Here is a 19375-nt window from a genome sequence, read left to right as displayed (position 1 = left end):
CGGCCTTTCGAAGCGTTTCATGGTCTGCGCGTACGTCACGCATGCCCGAAATGCAAGGCGGGCGAGGGTGGCAAAAGGGGCTTTCGTTTGGCGGGCGAGGCGTGTAAACAGCTTGCGACGAAACAGACGGAGTATCCGGCGCATGGACGCCCGCCAGATGAAGATCAAGGCCGCCGAGGCGGCGCTGTCGCATGTCGAGGACGGCATGCGGCTCGGGATCGGGACTGGGTCGACCGCCGAAGAATTCGTCCGGTTGCTGGCGGAAAAGGTGGCCTCCGGGCTGAAGGTCGAGGGCGTTCCGACCTCCGAACGTACAGCGCGGCTGTGTGTCGAACTCGGCGTGCCGCTGAAATCGCTCGACGAACTCCCCGAACTCGATCTCACCATCGACGGCGCCGACGAGGTGGATCGCTCGTTGCGCCTGATCAAGGGTGGCGGTGGCGCTCTGCTGCGCGAGAAAATCGTGGCAGCGGCCTCCTCGCGGATGATCGTGATCGCTGACGAGACGAAGATGGTCGACACGCTCGGCGCATTCCCGTTGCCGATCGAGATCAATCCCTTCGGTCAGGTCGCAACCCGCATCGCCATCGAGAAGGTCGCCGCACGGCTCGGTCTCAGCGGCGATATCGCCCCGCGCAAGTCGGGTGACGATCCTTTCATGACGGATGGCGGGCACCTGATCCTTGATGCATCTTTTGGCCGTATTCCTGATGCAGAGGCGCTCGGAGCTTCGCTGAACGCGATTCCGGGGGTCGTCGAGCACGGGCTTTTCATCAATCTGGCTGCGCTTGCGATCATCGCCGGTCCGTCCGGCGCGCGCACGGTCGAGACACAAAAATAAACAGGAGCAATGAGTTTCATGTTCACGAAAACGGGCTTCGGCCGCGCCGTATCGGTCGCTATCGTCATCAGCGGACTTGCCCTTGGTGCCTCGGCCCGGGCGCAAGACGTGCCGGAAGAACATGTGCAGGCTGCGCGCGCCGCGATCAGCGCGCTGGGCCTGACGAACCAGTTCGACAACATCCTGCCGACGCTTGCTGAAAGGCTGAAGCGCGAACTTATCCTCAACTATCCGAACCTCGAGGATCAGATCTCCGCTACGGTCGACCAGACGGCGCTGTCGCTGGCCCCGCGTCGTGCGGATCTGGAGCGCGAAGCGGCTCTGGTCTACGCCAAGTCTTTCAGCGTCGAGGAACTGAAGGCGATCGCCGACTTCTACGGCAGCGAAACGGGCAAGAAGCTCCTGAAGGACGGTCCGATCGCGGCGCGCGAAATGCTGAAGGCCGCCGACATCTGGGCATCGGGCATCCAGCGTGACCTCAGCACCAAGACCAACGAGGAAATGCTGAAGCTGGTACCGACGCAGCAGCCGGCGGACGGGGCGGCCGCCGAGGGGACCGCGGCTCCGGCCAATCCCTGATCGTCTTGCAAAACAAGGCCCGGGACACCATGTCCGGGCCTTCTTTCCAATGGCCGCCTGAGAAGGGCGGCTTTTCACGTTGTTAATCCGGAGATGACCATGACCCAATTCGACTACGACCTTTTCGTAATCGGGGGCGGCTCCGGCGGTGTACGCTCCGCCCGGCTCGCCGCGGCCATGGGTAAGCGGGTGGCGATCGCCGAGGAATACCGGTTCGGCGGCACCTGCGTCATCCGCGGTTGCGTGCCGAAGAAGCTTTTCGTCTACGCGTCTCAGTTTCACGAGCATTTCGAAGACGCCCGCGGCTATGGCTGGACGGTCGGCGACACCTCGTTCTCGTGGAAGGCGCTGATCGAGGCGAAGGACAGGGAAATCGCTCGGCTTGAGGGTCTCTACCGCAAGGGGTTGGAAAACGCCGGTGCGGAAATCCTCGAGACGCGGGCGGAACTGGTTGGGCCGCACAACATCAGGCTCGTGAAGAGCGGCAAGGTGGTGACGGCCGAGCGCATCGTCATCGCCGTCGGCGGTTCGGCCAATCCGCACGCCTCGCTGCCGGGATACGAGCTCTGCATCACCTCCAACGATGCCTTCCATCTGGAGGAACTGCCCCGCTCGATCGTGATCGCCGGCGGTGGCTATATCGCGGTGGAATTCGCCAATATCTTCCACGGCCTCGGCGTCGATACGACGCTGATCTATCGGGGCAAGGAAATCCTGTCGCGCTTCGATCAGGACATGCGTCACGGGCTGCACGAGGCGATGGAAGCCAAGGGCATTCGCATCCTCTGCGAGGATATCATCACCAAGGTCAGCCGTACCGCCGCCGGCGGCCTGCTGGCCGAGACGAAAAACAACGGCCACCTGTCCACCGATCAGGTGATGCTGGCGCTCGGCCGCGATCCGAACACCGCCGGTCTCGGCCTCGAGGCCGCGGGCGTGGCGGTCAATGATCGTGGTGCGGTCATCGTCGACGAATACTCCCGCACCAACGTGCCGAACATCTACGCGCTCGGCGACGTGACGGACCGCGTGCAGCTGACGCCCGTCGCGATCCACGAGGCGATGTGCTTCATCGAGACCGAATACAAGAACAATCCGACCGCACCGGACCACGATCTGATCGCCACCGCCGTCTTCTCGCAGCCGGAAATCGGCACCGTCGGCCTGAGCGAAGAGGATGCGGCGAAGCGGTACGATGAAATCGAGGTCTATCGCGCCCAGTTCCGGCCGATGAAGGCGACGCTGTCGGGCCGGCAGGAAAAGATGATCGTGAAGCTGATCGTCAACGCCGCAGACCGCAAGGTGGTGGGTGCCCATATCCTCGGCCACGACGCCGGCGAGATGGCGCAGCTTCTTGGCGTTTCGCTGAAGGCGGGCGTCACCAAGGACGATTTCGACCGCACCATGGCCGTTCACCCGACGGCGGCGGAAGAACTCGTGACCATGTACAGCCCGAGCTATCGGGTCAGGAACGGCGAGCGGGTATAGGCGCAAACCCGCTCTCCCAGTCGGCAGAATACGCTGCGATGCAGCATCTTTTTTGATGGCTTTTGCCGGAGAAGGGGTGTCGAATCGGACAGCGGGCGTCGCACTGCGGCTTTGCAAGACCCGATTAACCGTCTATAAGCCGCCCCATTCAAAAAGCCGGATATGCCGGCCCGATCGACAACAGGTGATGACATGGCACAGAACTGGACCCCGAACAGCTGGAGGCAAAAGCCGATCAAGCAGGTTCCGGCCTATCCGGATGCTGCCGCGCTGGCGGCCGCGGAAGGGCGGCTCGCAAGCTTTCCGCCGCTCGTTTTTGCGGGTGAGGCACGCCGCCTGAAGAAGCAGCTCGCCGAAGTGGCGGAAGGCAATGCCTTCCTGCTGCAGGGCGGCGACTGCGCCGAGAGCTTCGCCGAACACGGCGCCGACAATATCCGCGACTTCTTCCGCGCCTTCCTGCAGATGGCTGTCGTCTTGACCTTCGGCGCCCAGCTGCCGGTGGTCAAGGTCGGCCGTATTGCCGGCCAGTTCGCCAAGCCGCGGTCGTCCGATTTCGAGAAGTCCGGTGACACCGAACTGCCGAGCTACCGTGGCGACATCATCAACGGCATCGAGTTCACGCCGGAATCGCGCATTCCGAATCCGGAACGGCAGATCATGGCCTACCGCCAGTCCGCCGCAACGCTCAACCTGCTGCGCGCCTTCGCGATGGGTGGCTATGCCAACCTGGAAAACGTCCACCAGTGGATGCTGGGCTTCATCAAGGACTCACCCCAGGCGGAACGCTACCGCAAGCTCGCCGACCGCATTTCCGAGACCATGGATTTCATGCGGGCGATCGGCATTTCGTCGGAAAACAATCCGAGTCTGCGCGAGACCGATTTCTTCACCAGCCATGAAGCTTTGCTTCTCGGCTACGAGGAAGCGATGACCCGGGTGGATTCCACCACCGGCGACTGGTACGCGACGTCGGGCCACATGCTGTGGATCGGCGACCGGACGCGCCAGCCGGATCATGCGCATGTCGAATACTTCCGCGGCATCAAGAACCCGATCGGACTGAAGTGCGGTCCGTCGCTGACGGCTGACGGCTTGCTTGAGCTGATCGACGCGCTGAACCCGGCGAATGAGGCCGGCCGCCTGACGCTGATCTGCCGCTTCGGCTACGACAAGGTCGCCGACCATCTGCCGAAGCTGATCCGCGCCGTCGAGAAGGAAGGCCGCAAGGTCGTCTGGTCGTGCGATCCGATGCATGGCAACACGATCACGCTCAACAACTACAAGACCCGTCCGTTCGAGCGTGTCCTGTCGGAAGTCGAGAGCTTCTTCCAGATCCACCGTGCCGAGGGTTCGCATCCGGGCGGCATCCATATCGAGATGACCGGCAAGGACGTGACCGAGTGCACCGGCGGCGCCCGTCCGGTCACGGCGGAAGCCCTGCAGGATCGCTACCACACCCATTGCGACCCGCGCCTCAACGCCGACCAGGCGCTGGAACTGGCCTTCCTGCTGGCCGAGCGCATGAAGAGCGGCCGCGACGAAAAGCGGATGATGGTCGCCAACGGCTGATGGCCGGTGAAAACGGCTGAAGCTAAGCTTCACCGCTTTTAAGTTGACGGACCGGGCCGGCATGGAAATGCTGGCCCGGTTTTCGTTTGAGGGGAGTGAGGGATGAACGATGAGCATCGCGGCGGCTGCCTGTGCGGCGCGGTCCGGTTTTCAACGCGAGGGCCGCTGCGCGAGGTGATTGCCTGCCATTGTTCGCAATGCCGCAAGCAGACGGGGCTCTACTATGCCGCGACCAATGTGGCGCGCGACAGGATCGAGGTGGAGGGCGCCGACAATGTCACATGGTATCGCGCCAGCGATACGGCAAGCCGGGGCTTCTGCCGGGTCTGCGGGTCGGCGCTGTTCTGGCAAGGCGATGGCGAGGACTATGTGTCCGTGATGGCCGGTGCCTTCGAGCAGCCGAGCGGCCTGTCGATCGGCTACCATATCTTCTGCGCCGACAAGGGTGATTTCTACGAGATCGACGACGGCAAGCCGCGCTATCCGCAAGGGCGTACTGGCTAGCCGGACGCGCCCGGTGCGGCTGTCCAACGATTGTCGTCCAGGCGCGAGCTTGCCTCGTGGAACGCCGCGTCGACGGCTGCGAACTTGGCCGACTGCCATTGGAAATAGTCGTGCAGGAACGAGCGCGAGAACCACATGTGCCCCCGACGACGCGGTTGCTGCCAGCCGATCAGCCCGTCGTCCTCGCTTTTCTTGAACATGCGCTTCAGATTGGTGGTGGAGAGCATGTACTTGTCGCTCAGGGTCGACAGCGCCAGCGGGGCGATCTCGGTCGTTTCCGCTTTCGGATCGTAGTGTTCGATGCGGGTGATCAAGTCGTGCAGGACCATGCCGCCATAGTCGGACCAGAGGAAGTTGCCGATACTGTCGGGCGGATCGCGCCAAAGGGGGTCTTCCGACAGGCGTTCGGCGATCATCGGCTGGGCCAGCCGGAAGATCCGTCCGTCGGCAAGGCTCCGCTGCTGGCGGGTGCCGCCGTCCAGACGGTCGAGGCACGCCAGGTGGCCATTGAACCAGCTGAGCATGGCGTCATAGGCCGCTTCCGTCGTCTCGAGCACGCGCACGCGGCGGTCGGGGACGTCAGGCACGTCGCGGAGAAACTTGTAGGCGACCAGTTCGGCCAGATAGGCGGTCGCGGTGTTCCGGCTCGCGGCCGCAAGCCGCATTACGGTGTCGACGAAGCGGGTGGCCGTCAGCCCCGACAGCGGATCGTCGTCGCGGCGCTGCAGGCTCAGCGCGAAAAGCGAATGCGTCATCAGCCACTTGCGGTGCGAGGCCTTGAGGCGCGACAGGCGCGGCGTGCGATCGTGGATGGCGATGAGATGCAGCGCGATCTGGCGCTCGATTTCCGCGAACAGCGGATGGGACTGGATATCCTCGCGGTCCAGGGGGCGGGATTGCGGCGCGGCAACGGCTTCGATTTTCAGCATCATCGGTCAGATCACAAGGCACGGAACAGCCGTACGGAAGCGCAGGGTCAGACTACGGACAGCCCGCCACTCGATATCAACGGGCGATACCCGAAAAAGTCAACTGATATGCATTATTATGATAAACAAGCTACTTTAGTGATGCCGGAAGGACGACCTCACGTGCTTGGTTGCAGCTCGCCCAGTTCCGGGAAATAGCGTTCCCCGGCGTGGGCCTTGCCGAACATCATATCGTATTGCAGCAGGCCGTAATTCTTCAGCAGCGGATCACGGTCGGCGCCGTTTATCTGCCAGTCGGGATAACCGCGGCCCTCGCGGTCGATCAGCTGGTGACGGTCGACCACGGCATAGCGGTTCTGAACATCGCGCAGCAGGCCGGTATAGAACGGATGGCGGAAACCCGTCAGGCGGACGACGTGGTAGGGCAACTGTGACGGGCTGATCGATCCGAGGTCCTTCTGCACGCCGCGCCTAGACGACCAGACGACAAGCGGTGTCTCATGCTCGCGTGCCATGATCGCAGGCGAGGCCTTGCGGGTGGCAACGGGCTTTTCCATGTAGCCGGTCTGGGTGTAGACGTCGCCCATCGGCGGCAGGTGGTCGCCGAAGAGCACGATGATCGTTTCGCGCTTGCGCTTCTTCGCCCAGTCCATCAGCCGCTTGAGGCTGTCGTCGGCCTCGCGCACGCCCTGCGCATAGGTTGCGAGGGAGGCATGGGCCGACGGCGAGAGCACGTCGCTCTCCACTTCTACCGTGTTCTTGACATAGCGGTTCGCCTCATAAGGTCCATGACCCTGCAGCGTCACGGCGAAGAAGAAGAACGGCGCGCTGCTGCGATCGGCCTCGCGGATCAGGCTGTCGGTAAGAGCTGCGTCGGAAGCGAAGATGCCGCGCTTTTCCATTGCCGGCAGATTTTCCTCCGACAGGAAGCTTTCGAAGCCGAGATGGCTATAGACGCTGCCGCGGTTCCAGAACCAACTTTGGAAGGGGTGAAAGGCCTTCGCCACATATCCTTTGGAGCGGAAGAAGGTGGCGAGCGAGGGAAGCTCGCCCCGGATATATTGCTGGTAGGGAATGCTGCCATAGGGCAGGAAGGCGTTCGAAAAACCGGTCAGGGCCTCGAACTCGACATTGGCGGTCATGCCGCCGAATTCCGGCGAAAATACCTGGCCCGACTGGTTGGCGCGGATGACCGGCATCGGATCCTTGGAGAGCTCGACATTCGACAGTCGGGTCGGGTCCCACAGCGATTCACTCATGACGACGATCACGTCTGGCTGACGGCTCGGGGAATAGCCGTAGACATTGCCGGGCGAGGGGATCATGTCGATCGCTTCGGCGCCATATCCCTCTGGCGCGGTGACATTCGTCATCGGCACGTTGAAGGCAAAGGCGAGCAGGAAGCCGTTGTGGCGATAGTTTTCCTGCTGATCCCACATCATCGGGATCATGTTCAGCCGGTCGCGCAGCTCGTAGAAGCGGGTGTAGTCGAGCAGCGGAACGAAGGCCACCAGAAGCGGCACGGCAACGACGAGCCGCAGAGCCCGGCCGCCCATGGGAATGGCGTTGAAATTGCGCCGGCCGAAGATCCACATGTAGACCAGGAGGGCGCAGACGACGAGAAAACCGATCCCGGCCGCCACGGCCTTCAGCGGCTGGGCTGCGGCCATCACGGGCAGCAGTTCGGCGATCTGCCGGCCGAACAGCATGTCGCTTGGGTAGAGTGGGTCGGACAGATAGAGCTGCTTCTGGCTGGAGAAGAAGGCAAGCAGCAGAGCGGCCGGGAAAAGAACCAGCGCGGCCTGGTGCGCGCGGCCGAACAGCGCGTCGAGCCCGAGGAAGACGAGGAACAGCACGCCGACGACCGCGAGACCCGGGCGATCCGGGGCCAGGAGATAGTTGCCGATGTCGACGATGCTGCCTCGCGAGATCCATTCGGTGACGAAAACCAGAAGCAGCGCGAGCGCTCCGGATATCGCCATGCGGCTGGCGCAACGCATGAAAAACCGCGCATTGCCGACCTCGAGCGAGCGGCCATTCGCCGGCATGGCGGCGGTCACAGCGGTGGTGTCGGAGGCAGTGTCGGCCAACTCGGTTCTCCAGCGATGGTTCGGATTGGCCAGTTTCGAAAAATCCGGCCTTCATGACGATTGCGTCATATCACTGTCACATTACTGTCATGAACGCCAGATGAACCGGCGGCGGGGAACTTTGTTCCGGCGAAAAAATTTTGCGGTGCGAAGAAGGGGCTTGCGAGGCGGCTTCGCGATTGCGATCGGTGGGCGCGCACGGTAGAGGAATGGACATGACCGACACGCCTTCACGCACCGACACACTCCGCATTTCCATCGCCCAGCTGAACCCGACCGTGGGTGACGTGACGGGCAACCTTGCCAAGGCCCGCGAGGCGCGTGCGGAGGCCGCCGCCCATGGGGCGGACCTGGTGATGCTGACGGAACTCTTCATCTCCGGCTATCCGCCGGAAGACCTCGTGCTCAAGCCGGCTTTCCTGAAGGCCTGCCTGATGGCGGTCGAGGAACTGGCCGCCGAGACGGCCGACGGCGGTCCGGGCGTGGTGATCGGCTTTCCGCGCCAGGGCGAGGCCGGGCGGCACAATTCGGTGGCGCTGCTCGACGGCGGCAAGATCGTCGCGATCCGCGACAAGGTCGATCTGCCGAACTACGGCGAGTTCGACGAAAAACGCGTCTTCGTCGCCGGCGAGATGCCCGGACCCGTCAATTTCAGGGGGGTCCGCATCGGCATCCCGATCTGCGAGGACATCTGGGGCGAACTCGGGGTCTGCGAGACGCTGGCGGAATCGGGCGCGGAAATCCTGCTTTCCCCGAACGGTTCTCCCTACTATCGCGGCAAGGTCGACGTGCGCCATCAGGTGGTGCTCAGGCAGGTGATCGAGACCGGATTGCCGATGGTCTATGCCAACCAGCTCGGCGGCCAGGACGAACTCGTCTTCGACGGCGCGAGCTTTGCCTTCAACGCCGACAAGACGCTCGCCTTCCAGATGAGCCAGTTCGAGCAGACCCATTACGTCTCTACCTGGAGGCGCGCCGCCGATGGCTGGCGTTGCGACGCCGGGCCAGTGTCGAAAATCCCGACGGCGGAGGAGGCGGACTACCGCGCCTGCATGCTGGGCTTCCGCGATTACGTCAACAAGAACGGATTCAAGAGCGTGGTGCTCGGCCTCTCCGGCGGGATCGATTCCGCCATCTGTGCGGCGATCGCCGTCGATGCGCTGGGCGAGGAGAGGGTGCGCACGGTCATGCTGCCCTATCGCTACACCTCGCAGGAGAGCTTCACCGATGCCGAAGCCTGTGCAAAGGCGCTCGGCTGCCACTACGATACGGTGCCGATCGCCGAACCGGTGGAAGGCTTCCTGTCGGCATTGTCTGAGATGTTCGAGGGCACCGAGAGCGGCATCACCGAGGAGAACCTGCAGAGCCGCACGCGCGGCACGATCCTGATGGCGATCTCCAACAAGTTCGGGTCGATGGTCGTCACCACCGGCAACAAGTCGGAAATGTCGGTCGGCTACGCCACCCTCTACGGCGACATGAACGGCGGCTTCAACCCGATCAAGGACCTCTACAAGATGCAGGTCTACGCGCTGTCGGCCTGGCGCAACAGCCACGTGCCGCCCGGCGCGCTCGGGCCTTCGGGCGAGGTGATCCCCGCGAATATCCTGTCCAAGGCGCCCTCGGCCGAGCTTCGGCCCAACCAGACCGACCAGGATTCTCTCCCGCCTTACCCGGTTCTCGACGACATTCTCGAATGCCTCGTCGAAAAGGAGATGTCGGTCGACGAGATCGTCGCCCGTGGCCATGACATCGCGACCGTCCATCGCGTCGAGCACCTTCTCTACCTCGCCGAATACAAGCGCCGGCAGTCGGCACCGGGTGTGAAGATCACCAAGAAGAATTTCGGTCGCGATCGCCGCTACCCGATCACCAACCGGTTCAGGGATCGTTGAACCCTTTATCGGGAGGATGCGCGGATGCGCAGTTCGGTTGAGATCTATGACATTGCGACACACGAATGCGAGGTCGTCTGGCAGACGGAAGACTTGGTCGAGGCGCCCAACTGGTCGCGCGACGGGGATTTCCTCGTTATCAACGGCGATGGCCTGCTCTATGCCCTGCCGCTCGATGAGGACGATCCGGAGCCGGAACTGATCGATACGGGTTTCGCGGTCCGGCTCAACAACGACCACGGGCTTTCGCCCGATGGCGCCTCCATTGCCTTCTCCGACAAGACGCTGTTCGGCAAGTCCTGCATCTATATCCTCGGCGACGGGGATGAGGCGCCGCGCCAGGTGACGGCCAACATGCCGTCCTACTGGCACGGCTGGTCGCCGGACGGGAAGGAGCTTGCCTATTGCGGCATCCGAAACGACCAGTTCGACATCTACACGATCTCCGTCAACGGCGGCGCCGAGCGGCGACTGACATCGGGCGAGGGGCGCAATGACGGACCCGACTATTCGCCCGACGGACAGTGGATCTATTTCAATTCCAGTCGCACCGGTCTGATGCAGATCTGGCGTATGCATCCCGATGGCACCGGGCTCGAACAGCTGACGTCGGACGGCTACGGTGACTGGTTTCCGCATCCGTCGCCCGATGGCAGCAAGGTGCTGTTTCTCTCCTATGACGCCGACGTCTTCGACCATCCCCGCGACAAGACCGTCCGGCTTCGGCTGATGGATGCCGATGGCGGCAATGTCGAGACGCTGTTCGAGTTCTTCGGCGGGCAGGGCAGCATCAATGTGCCCAACTGGTCGCCGGACGGCAGCGCGTTCGCCTTCGTCCGCTATTTCCCGGAATAGCATCCGGGCGTCGCAGGCAGGGCTTTGCCTTGCCCTCCGGGCGCGCTAGAACATCATCGTCAGGTGCCCTCGGCGACGGGGGAGAATCGGGAAGCCGGTGGAAATCCGGTGCGTGCCCAACGCTGTGAGGCGGATGCCTTTCTCAAGGAGCGATTGCTCAGGCCACTGGCGGTTTCGCCGGGAAGGTGGGAAAGGCAGAGGAAGCCGAGCCAGAAGACCGGCCCGACAAGATAGGCTTTGCCTGCGTGGACGGCAGGCGGTCGCATGCACCGTTGGGGATTTGACGATGCACGACGAACCGAACGACCATCTCGTGCGGGCCGCTGCCTTTTCGCCGGAAGAGCGGGAAGCGGTCTACCGCGCCATTCATACGCGCCGCGACGTGCGCGACCAGTTCCTGCCCGACCCGCTGCCCGATACCCTGGTGCGGCGCCTGCTGGAAGCCGCCCACGCCGCGCCCTCCGTCGGCTTCATGCAGCCCTGGAACTTCATCGTGGTGCGCGACGCGGCGAAGCGGCAGGCTGTCTGGCAAGCCTTCAGCCGTGCCAACGAGGAGGCGGCGGCCATGTTTCCGCAGGAGCGTCGTGACGCATACATGCGGCTGAAGCTGGAGGGCATCCGCAAGGCGCCCGTCGGCATCTGCGTCACCTGCGACCCGACGCGGAGCGGTCCGGTGGTCCTTGGCCGGACCCATAACCCTCGCATGGATAGCTATTCCTCCGTCTGCGCGGTGCAGAACCTCTGGCTCGCGGCGAGGGCTGAGGGGATCGGCATGGGCTGGGTCAGCATCTTCCACCAGGAGGATCTGCGCGTCCTCCTCAACATTCCCGAGCATGTGGAAATCATCGGCTGGTTCTGTCTCGGCTATGTCGAGAGGCTCTATGATCAGCCGGAGCTTGCGATCAAGGGCTGGCGCCAGCGGATGCCGCTCGATGAACTCGTCTTCGAGGAGACATGGCCTTCGTCCTAAAGGTGTCTGAATTCGATCGGTCGCTTAAAAGCTGCATCATATGTTTAATGTTATTTTAAAGGACGATTACTAATTTCAGCATCACGTAACGGCAACGAGCTGCCTATGCGGGATCTTTGATCCCCCTAGGGGCGGTTGCTGCGCACGAGAGTGTTTGAGCGGAGAAATCATGTCTTTTGGAAATGTTAGACTTGGCCGGGCGGTGCCCCTTGCCGTGGCGGGCCTCGTTGCCCTGAGCGCCGGATCGCTTGTCATCTCGGATATTGTTGGTCAGCGGCAGCTCGCTGATGTGATTGACCTGCATGAGCGCACACAGAACGAAGCGCTGCTCATCCGCGAGCTGGTGACGCTCCAGAAGAATGTCGAGCTCTCCGTTGTCAGCACGCAGGAATCGCTGACCGATATTTCGGCTACACAGGGCAGAGACGGTCTCGATGACGGTTTCGCGCTCGCCGAGGAAGAGGCGCGGCATCTAAACGAATATGCGGGTGGCATTACGCAGCTCGCGTCGAAACTCAATTCACCCGAACTGGCCTCCGCCATTGGTCAGCTCGTCGCGCGGTACGATGAGTTCCACGCCGGCGGCATCGAGATGGCCAACGCCTATATCGCGGGTGGGCCGGAGAAGGGCAATGTCCTCATGGGCAATTTCGACGCCGTGTCCGACGCGCTGCAGGCCGAAGTGGAATCGATGACGTCGATCGTCTCCGGCATCGTCGCGAAAAGCGACGCCGAGGCCGGGGCGGCGCTGGTCAGCGTGCAGGCGAACGGCGCCCGGATGCTGCTGGTTATGGAGCTGCTTGGCGCTTTCACCGTGCTGTGCGGCATCGCGCTGGCGTTTTTCGTGTCGCGGCGCCTGATGCGGCCGTTGACGCGGGCGACCGGCGCCATGAACGGCCTTGCCGAAGGAAACCTGTCGGTCTCGCTCGACGGCGCCGATCGCCGCGACGAGATCGGAGATCTGGCCCGCGCCTTCGTCAAGTTCCGAGAGAACCTTCTCGCCAAGCAGCATGCGGACGAGGAAGACAAGCGTCGCAGGCTGGAAATGGATGACATGCGCTCGTCGGAAGAGGCGCGGCGGACCGCCGAATTCAATCGGTCTAAGTCGACGGTCGACGTTCTGGCCGACGCGCTCGACCGTCTTGCCGGGGGTGACCTGACGGCCCGTATCCACACCACCTTCGACGGCGAATACGACCGGCTTCGCCTCAACTTCAACCAGTCGGCGGAGAAGCTTCAGCGGGCGATGACCGATATCTCGAACATCTCCGACGAAATCCGTGGCGACTCGGCCGAGATGCGTTCCGCCTCAGACGGCCTGGCGCGGCGGACCGAGCAGCAGGCGGCAGCGCTCGAAGAGACCGCAGCGGCTCTCGGACAAATCACCGACACGGTGAAGAACGCCTCCCGTATCGCCGACGAGGCGGGCCAGAAGGTCGCCGAGGCGAGCAAGCGGGCCGACCAGTCGGACGGTATCGTGCGCAACGCGATCAAGGCCATGGGCGATATCGAGCGGAGTTCCTCGCAGATCGGCCAGATCATCGGCGTCATCGACGAGATCGCCTTCCAGACCAACCTGCTCGCGCTCAACGCCGGCGTCGAGGCCGCGCGTGCTGGCGATGCCGGCAAGGGCTTCGCCGTGGTCGCCCAGGAAGTCCGCGAACTGGCGCAACGCTCCGCGACCGCCGCCAAGGAGATCGCCGCGCTGATCAGTCAGTCGAACGGTGCCGTCAGCAATGGCGTGTCGCTGGTCAACCAGTCCGGCGAAATCCTGTCGCTGATCCAGCAGCAGGTGCTCCAGATCAACGATGACATCCGCCACATCGTGACGGGTGCTCGCGAGCAGGCCATGGGCCTCAGCGAGATCAATTCGGCGATTTCGCAGATGGATCAGGTCACGCAGCAGAACGCCGCCATGGTCGAGGAAATGACCGCGTCCGCACACAAACTCGCGGGCGAAGCCGAGGACATGAGCGGCCAGATCGGCCAGTTCCGGCTTTCACAGGAGCGGCAGCCCCGCTTGTCACGCGCCGCGTGACACACCGATACCGCAGGAGCCGCCGATCGGGCGGCTCTTTGCATTTGGGCGGCCAAGCGTCACTGCTGCAGCGGTTGCGGGCCGTCGAGCGCCGGGTTCTTCAGGTCGATGCTGCTTGTTTCCGTCGGCAGGAAGGTCGGGCCGACCTGACGTACCTTGTCCCTGGCCGGATCGTAGGGGCGTTCGCGCGCCTCGATCGGTTCATCCGGCTTGGCGGGGCGGGTTCTTATCTGCTTGATCGACGAATAGGGCTGCTCTTCCCGGCCAAACGACGGCTGCGACTGCCTGGCGCGGTCGTAGTAGGCCGACAGGTTGCAGCTGCAGGAGGGGTCCTTGGAGGAGGCGCGGCCCAGATAGGCGAAGGCGCCGGGCATTTCGCGATAGGGCCGGCCGGTCGTGGCCGACACCATCTCAGCCGATTCCTGTTTCATGATCGAGTGGTAGTAGAGCTCGGTCTCTGTGCCGGGGCACATCTGCTGGCACATCGCCGCGTCCCGCCGGAAGCTCAGCGGCGTGGCATTCGACGAGATCGGGAAAAAGGCGCCGTCGCAAGTCCGCACACAGAGCGTCCGGAGCGTGCCTACCCGGTCCGACGGGCTCAGCGTCCAGCCGCCATCGGTGTCCAGCCCCTCGTTCGGGATACGCAGTTCGCCGATCATCGCGTCGTCTTCGATAACCGCCGAGGCCAGGTCGGCGGCCGGACCGTCTCCGCAGCCATTGGTGCGCATGGCCGCGAGAACGCGGTTGCGCGCCGCCTGCTGGCCGACGCTGCGCTCTAGGCCTTCGCGCTTCGAGGTCAGGATGCGCTTGTTGTTCTCCATCCGGTCGAGCGCGTCATTCAGAACGTCGCAGCCTGACGGCTCGCTGACCACGGTGATGCTCCCGCTCGTGCAGCCGAGGCGTTTCCGGTCCTGGATCGTCTTGCGGATCTCCAGGTTCTGTCTGGCTATTGCGCTGGAATAACTGCGGATTTCGGCCGTCGTCGCCTCGCTCTCCGGCGTGTTGGCGAGCTTCATGCGCAGCCTGTCGCAGACGAGCGAGGCCTCGGCTCCGCCTGCCTGCGTGGCAAGGAGCAAAGCCAGGGAAATCAACTGCAGCAATGGGCGGCGTTGTTTCACGCGTTCATCCTGTGGGGCCGGGGCGGGACGGCTTCCGCCTGTTCCGCCCTCACCATAACCAAGCGGTGCCACAAGGCCAACCGCTTATGGCGGTTTTGCTTAATGGCGGCGGGGCGAGGCCGGAGGCGCGACATCCTTCGGGGTGTCGCGCCGACTATCTGGAGCGGTGGATCAGACGGGCTGTTCAGCCTCTACGACCGCGAGCGCTGCCATGTTGACCACGCCTCTCGACGTCACCGAGGTCGACAGGATGTGGGCGGGCAGGGCGGCGCCGAGCAGGATCGGGCCGACATGCAGCGCGTCCATCATCGTCCGGACGATGCCGAGCGAGATGTTGGCCGCGTCGAGGTTGGGGAACACCAGCAGGTTGGCCTCGCCGGTCAGCGTGCTGTCCGGCATGGCACGCTTGCGCAGGCTTTCCGACAGCGCCGAACCGCCCTGCATTTCGCCGTCCACTTCCAAATCGGGGGCCAGCTCGCGGACGAGCACCAGCGCTTCGCGCATCTTGCGGGCGCTTTCGGAATCGCGCGAGCCGAAGTTCGAATGGGCCACAAGCGCCGCACGCGGCGTGATGCCGAAGCGGCGGATTTCCTGGGCGGCGAGCACCGTCATTTCGGCGATCTCCGCGGCCGACGGGTTGTATGTCACGAAGGTGTCGGTGAAGAAGATCGCGCCGCGTTGCGAGATCAACAGGCTGAGGCCGGAGAAGGCGCAGACGCCGGGCTTCTTGCCGATGATCTGCCTAACATCGCGCAAGTGACGGTCGAAACGGCCTTCGAGGCCGCAGATCAGAGCATCGGCATCGCCCCGGCGCACGGCAAGCGCGCCGATCACCGTGTTGCTGGTGCGCACGATGGTGCGCGCTGCCTCGGGGTTGACGCCGGCACGGCCGACAAGGGCGAAATACTCGTCGACATATTCGCGGTAGCGCGGATCGTCTTCGGGATTGACCAGTTCGAAGTCGGCACCGGCGCGGATGCGCAGGCCGAAGCGTTTGAGGCGCGTCTCGATGATCTGCGGACGACCGATCAGGATCGGACGGCCCGTTCCTTCCTCGATCAGCACCTGAGCGGCGCGCAGCACGCGTTCGTCCTCGCCCTCGGCAAAGATCACCCGCTTCTTCTCGGCCTTCTTGGCGGCGGCGAAGATCGGCTTCATGACGAAGCCGGAGCGGAACACGAAGCGGTTCAGCTGATCCATGTAAACGTCGAAATCGGCGATCGGCCGTCGCGCCACGCCGGTCTCAGCCGCGGCACGCGCCACGGCCGGGGCGATGCGCAGGATAAGGCGCGGATCGAAGGGCGAGGGGATCAGGTAATTCGGGCCGAAGGTCGGGGATTCGCCGGTATAGGCCTTGGCCGCGACCTCGGAGACTTCCTCGCGCGCCAGCGCGGCGATGGCGCGGACCGCGGCCAGTTTCATTTCCTCGTTGATGGTCGTGGCGCCGCAGTCCAACGCGCCCCTGAAAATATAGGGGAAGCAGAGGACGTTGTTGACCTGATTCGGGAAGTCCGAGCGGCCGGTGCAGATCATTGCGTCGGGACGGGCGGCGCGCGCCAGGTCGGGCATGATCTCGGGCGTGGGATTGGCCAGCGCCATGATCAGCGGGTTTTCCGCCATGCGCTCCAGCAGGTCCGGCTTCAAGACGCCGGCGGCGGAGAGGCCGAGGAAGACGTCGGCGCCGTCGATCGATTGCGACAGCTCGCGCTTGTCGCTGTCCTGCGCGTAAACGGCCTTCCACTGGTCCATCAGGGCTTCGCGGCCGACATAGACAAGGCCTTCGATGTCGTGGACCCAGATGTTTTCGCGTCTGGCGCCAAGCTCGACGAGCAGATTGAGGCAGGCGAGGGCTGCCGCACCCGCGCCCGAGGCGACGATCTTGGCGCTGGCGATCGACTTGCCGGCCAGTTCAAGGCCGTTCAGGATCGCGGCTGCGACGATGATTGCGGTGCCGTGCTGGTCGTCGTGGAAGACGGGGATATTCATCTTCTCGCGCAGCTGTCGCTCCACCTCGAAGCATTCCGGCGCCTTGATGTCCTCGAGGTTGATGCCGCCGAAGGTGGGCTCGAGCGCGGCGACTGTGCTGACCATCTGGTCGACCAGCGGCGCCTCGATCTCGATGTCGAAGACGTCGATGCCGGCGAACTTCTTGAAGAGGACCGCCTTGCCTTCCATCACCGGCTTGGAGGCGAGCGGACCGATGTTGCCAAGGCCGAGGACGGCGCTGCCATTCGAGACAACGGCGACGAGGTTGCCGCGCCCGGTGTAGTCGAAAGCGGTTTCCGGATCGTCGCGGATCGCAAGGCAGGGGGCTGCGACGCCCGGCGAGTAGGCCAGCGCCAGGTCGCGCTGGTTGCCAAGGGGCTTGGTCGCCTGAATCTCGAGCTTACCGGGGCGCGGATAGCGGTGGTAGAACAGCGCCTGTTCGTCCAGATCTGCCGGCACCGTGCCGATTGGTTTCTTGGTCGTGTCGCTCGTATCCATGCTGTCCCCGCGTGCGGTCGTCTTAAGTTCAATCGATTCCTGCATACACCAAATGGCGCACGCTGGGAGTACCCGCCGCCAATTGCTGGCGATTTTGTGACGTGACAGGGTTACCCCATCATGACAGTCTGTGCCGCGGTGCCGGGTGAAGGGCCATGCGCTCAACCCGTTAGAGACGACTTGAGCACCGGAGGGCGAACCGAGGTGAGGATGGCACTGAGATGCTTGCTGATTGCCTTCGGTCTCATGCTCTGGGGCGTGGGCACGGCCGGGGCCAACAATTTCTACGTCGGAACCTGGACCTACAAGGGCTGCACCCTGCACCTCAAGGGCGGCGACATCCTCGGCAACCTCCAGGCCGAGACGAATTTCTGCTCGGGCGACTGGGCCTTCGTCACCCAGTGGCGGATGTCAGGCGATCTGGTCGATCTAAGAACCGTTCTCGACAAGTCGGTGGCGCGGCTGAAACCATCGGGCGGCGACCTCGTGACATATCTGTCGTCCGGTGCCGAGATCCGCTTCAAGCGCACCACACCGGCGCCGGCGGGTGCTGCGCCACGGGTGGCCGGAAGCGGTTCGGTGCCGGTGGGGGCACGGGAAGCCTTCGTCCGCGGTGTTTCCTGCGTCAAGCGCGGCAGCGGCGACAGTTGCGCCACCGATTACGAGCTCGGCCTTCCCACGTCTCTGCCACGCAATTCCACCGCCTACACCAAGCCCGTTAACGTCACCGTTCTGACAGGGCTGAACTTCAGGGCGAAGATCGGTTTCGACCAGCCGGTGCATTTCAGCATCCCGGCCGGCAGCTGCGTGCCGATCTGGGCCTGTTTCGATACCAACGGGACAGGGCCGTGGTGTGTCACGCGCGTCAACGGGAAGCAGGGTTATCTGGCCATGTTCAGCAAGCGTTCCAGCGGCGAGATGCAGGTCAACTACACGACGGGATGCGCCGGCTGATCCGAATCCGCACGCGGCTTCGCCAGCGCTGTCATCTTCCTGATACAAGAGTCTGATCTTGGAAGGCCAAACGCTGATGAGGCGAGAGGCCATGATCATGACTTCCCATTCTGAACCCCGCAAGTACAGAACGCTGTTCATCTCCGACGTCCACCTCGGTTCGAAGGCGGCCAAGACGGATTTCCTGCTCGACTTCCTGCGCGAGCACGAGGCGGAAAAGATCGTGCTGGTCGGCGACATCGTCGACGGCTGGCGCCTGAAGCGCAGCTGGTTCTGGCCGCAAGACTGCAACGACGTGGTGCAGAAACTGCTGCGCAAGGCGCGCAAGGGAACGCATATCGTTTACATCCCGGGCAATCACGACGAGTTTCTCCGCGATTTTCCCGGCACGCATTTCGGCGGGATCGAAGTGGCCGAGCGCATCATCCATGAAGCCGCCGACGGCAAGAAGTATCTCGTCCTGCATGGCGACGAGTTCGACGTCGTGGTGCGCAATGCCCGCCTGCTCGCCTATCTCGGCGACTGGGCCTATGACGCGGCGATTTCGATCAACGTCGTGCTGTCGGCCGTGCGGCGTCGTCTCGGAATGCCCTACTGGTCATTCTCCGCCTGGGCCAAGCAGCAGGTCAAGCAGGCCGTCAACTTCATCGGCGAGTTCCAGCGGGTCGTGGCCGAGGAGGCCCGCCGCAACGAGGTCGACGGCGTGATTTGCGGCCACATCCATCATGCCGTGATGGAGGATATCGACGGTATCCACTACATCAACACGGGCGACTGGGTCGAAAGCTGCACGGCCGTTGTCGAGCATTTCGACGGCCGGTTCGAGATGATTTCCTGGGGTCACATGATCGCCATGCCGAAGAAGGTGAAGCTGCTCGCCGCGCCCGCCGTACCGGTTTTGCTGCCGGAAGGGGCGAAGGCCGAAGACGTCCAGGCGGCGTGATTTCGGCAGGGCTTTCGGTCTGCTGTTGCGATATGGAGACGCCTGCTGCTTAACGGTTGCGGACGGGTGCTTTTTGCCCAAGGCTTGTCTATAGTCCGGCGTCCGCGAGCCGTTTGGC

General features: G+C 63.5%; 15 protein-coding genes and 1 riboswitch. Of the genes, 11 read left to right on the top strand and 4 right to left on the bottom strand.

The window, feature by feature from the left end; all coding sequences use genetic code 11:
- Positions 1-142: 142 nt before the first annotated feature.
- The 5 genes from rpiA to J5J09_RS13085 all read left to right on the top strand — a co-directional run bounded on the left by rpiA (position 143) and on the right by J5J09_RS13085 (position 4981).
- The gene (gene rpiA / locus J5J09_RS13105; RefSeq protein WP_208551340.1) at positions 143-841 is read left to right on the top strand and encodes a ribose-5-phosphate isomerase RpiA; all 699 of its coding nucleotides are present in this window, start codon (positions 143-145) and stop codon (positions 839-841) included.
- A gap of 18 nt (positions 842-859) precedes the next feature.
- The gene (locus J5J09_RS13100; protein WP_208551339.1) at positions 860-1420 is read left to right on the top strand and encodes a DUF2059 domain-containing protein; all 561 of its coding nucleotides are present in this window, start codon (positions 860-862) and stop codon (positions 1418-1420) included.
- A 99-nt stretch (positions 1421-1519) separates the two neighbouring features.
- Positions 1520-2908: a glutathione-disulfide reductase gene (gor, locus tag J5J09_RS13095; RefSeq protein WP_208551338.1), complete on the top strand. Its 1389-nt coding sequence runs from the start codon at positions 1520-1522 to the stop codon at positions 2906-2908.
- Between the two features lie 192 nt (positions 2909-3100).
- Positions 3101-4477 (top strand): 3-deoxy-7-phosphoheptulonate synthase class II, encoded by a 1377-nt coding sequence (locus tag J5J09_RS13090; protein WP_208551337.1) that lies wholly within the window; start codon positions 3101-3103, stop codon positions 4475-4477.
- 102 nt (positions 4478-4579) lie between these two features.
- The gene (locus J5J09_RS13085) at positions 4580-4981 is read left to right on the top strand and encodes a GFA family protein (RefSeq protein WP_208551336.1); all 402 of its coding nucleotides are present in this window, start codon (positions 4580-4582) and stop codon (positions 4979-4981) included.
- Here J5J09_RS13085 and J5J09_RS13080 read toward each other — a convergent pair.
- On the bottom strand, positions 4978-5913 hold the full coding sequence (locus J5J09_RS13080; RefSeq protein WP_246745838.1) for a hypothetical protein: 936 nt from the start codon (positions 5911-5913) through the stop codon (positions 4978-4980). The genes J5J09_RS13085 and J5J09_RS13080 overlap by 4 nt on opposite strands.
- A gap of 155 nt (positions 5914-6068) precedes the next feature.
- Positions 6069-8000, bottom strand: coding sequence for an LTA synthase family protein (locus tag J5J09_RS13075; RefSeq protein ID WP_348646458.1), 1932 nt, complete (start codon positions 7998-8000; stop codon positions 6069-6071).
- Between the two features lie 215 nt (positions 8001-8215).
- Between J5J09_RS13075 and J5J09_RS13070 the strand changes: the two genes are divergently transcribed.
- The 4 genes from J5J09_RS13070 to J5J09_RS13055 all read left to right on the top strand — a co-directional run bounded on the left by J5J09_RS13070 (position 8216) and on the right by J5J09_RS13055 (position 13758).
- Positions 8216-9895 carry an NAD+ synthase gene (locus J5J09_RS13070; protein ID WP_208551335.1) on the top strand — a complete coding sequence of 560 codons (1680 nt, stop codon included), beginning with the start codon at positions 8216-8218 and terminating at the stop codon, positions 9893-9895.
- Between the two features lie 24 nt (positions 9896-9919).
- Positions 9920-10750: a PD40 domain-containing protein gene (locus J5J09_RS13065; RefSeq protein ID WP_208551334.1), complete on the top strand. Its 831-nt coding sequence runs from the start codon at positions 9920-9922 to the stop codon at positions 10748-10750.
- A 44-nt stretch (positions 10751-10794) separates the two neighbouring features.
- Positions 10795-10991: riboswitch (cobalamin riboswitch) on the top strand.
- Between the two features lie 45 nt (positions 10992-11036).
- On the top strand, positions 11037-11720 hold the full coding sequence (gene bluB, locus J5J09_RS13060) for a 5,6-dimethylbenzimidazole synthase (protein ID WP_208551333.1): 684 nt from the start codon (positions 11037-11039) through the stop codon (positions 11718-11720).
- 169 nt (positions 11721-11889) lie between these two features.
- The gene (locus tag J5J09_RS13055; protein WP_208551332.1) at positions 11890-13758 is read left to right on the top strand and encodes a HAMP domain-containing methyl-accepting chemotaxis protein; all 1869 of its coding nucleotides are present in this window, start codon (positions 11890-11892) and stop codon (positions 13756-13758) included.
- A gap of 59 nt (positions 13759-13817) precedes the next feature.
- On the opposite strand, the gene J5J09_RS23030 is transcribed toward J5J09_RS13055, so the two are convergent.
- Entirely contained in the window at positions 13818-14876 is a 1059-nt protein-coding gene (locus J5J09_RS23030; RefSeq protein WP_208551331.1) for a DUF2865 domain-containing protein, read from the bottom strand.
- 171 nt (positions 14877-15047) lie between these two features.
- Positions 15048-17360, bottom strand: a complete 2313-nt coding sequence (locus J5J09_RS13045) for an NADP-dependent malic enzyme (RefSeq protein WP_208551330.1) — start codon at positions 17358-17360, stop codon at positions 15048-15050.
- A gap of 210 nt (positions 17361-17570) precedes the next feature.
- Between J5J09_RS13045 and J5J09_RS13040 the strand changes: the two genes are divergently transcribed.
- Together J5J09_RS13040 and J5J09_RS13035 are read left to right on the top strand one after the other, a co-directional pair.
- A complete protein-coding gene (locus J5J09_RS13040) occupies positions 17571-18314 on the top strand; it encodes a hypothetical protein (protein ID WP_208551329.1) in 744 nt (247 codons plus the stop codon).
- A 97-nt stretch (positions 18315-18411) separates the two neighbouring features.
- Positions 18412-19257 (top strand): UDP-2,3-diacylglucosamine diphosphatase, encoded by an 846-nt coding sequence (locus J5J09_RS13035; protein ID WP_208551328.1) that lies wholly within the window; start codon positions 18412-18414, stop codon positions 19255-19257.
- Positions 19258-19375 lie beyond the last annotated feature (118 nt).

Source organism: Ciceribacter sp. L1K22, assembly GCF_017599385.1.
Taxonomy (GTDB): Bacteria; Pseudomonadota; Alphaproteobacteria; order Rhizobiales; family Rhizobiaceae; genus Allorhizobium.
This window is presented reverse-complemented; position numbering and strand designations above follow the sequence as displayed.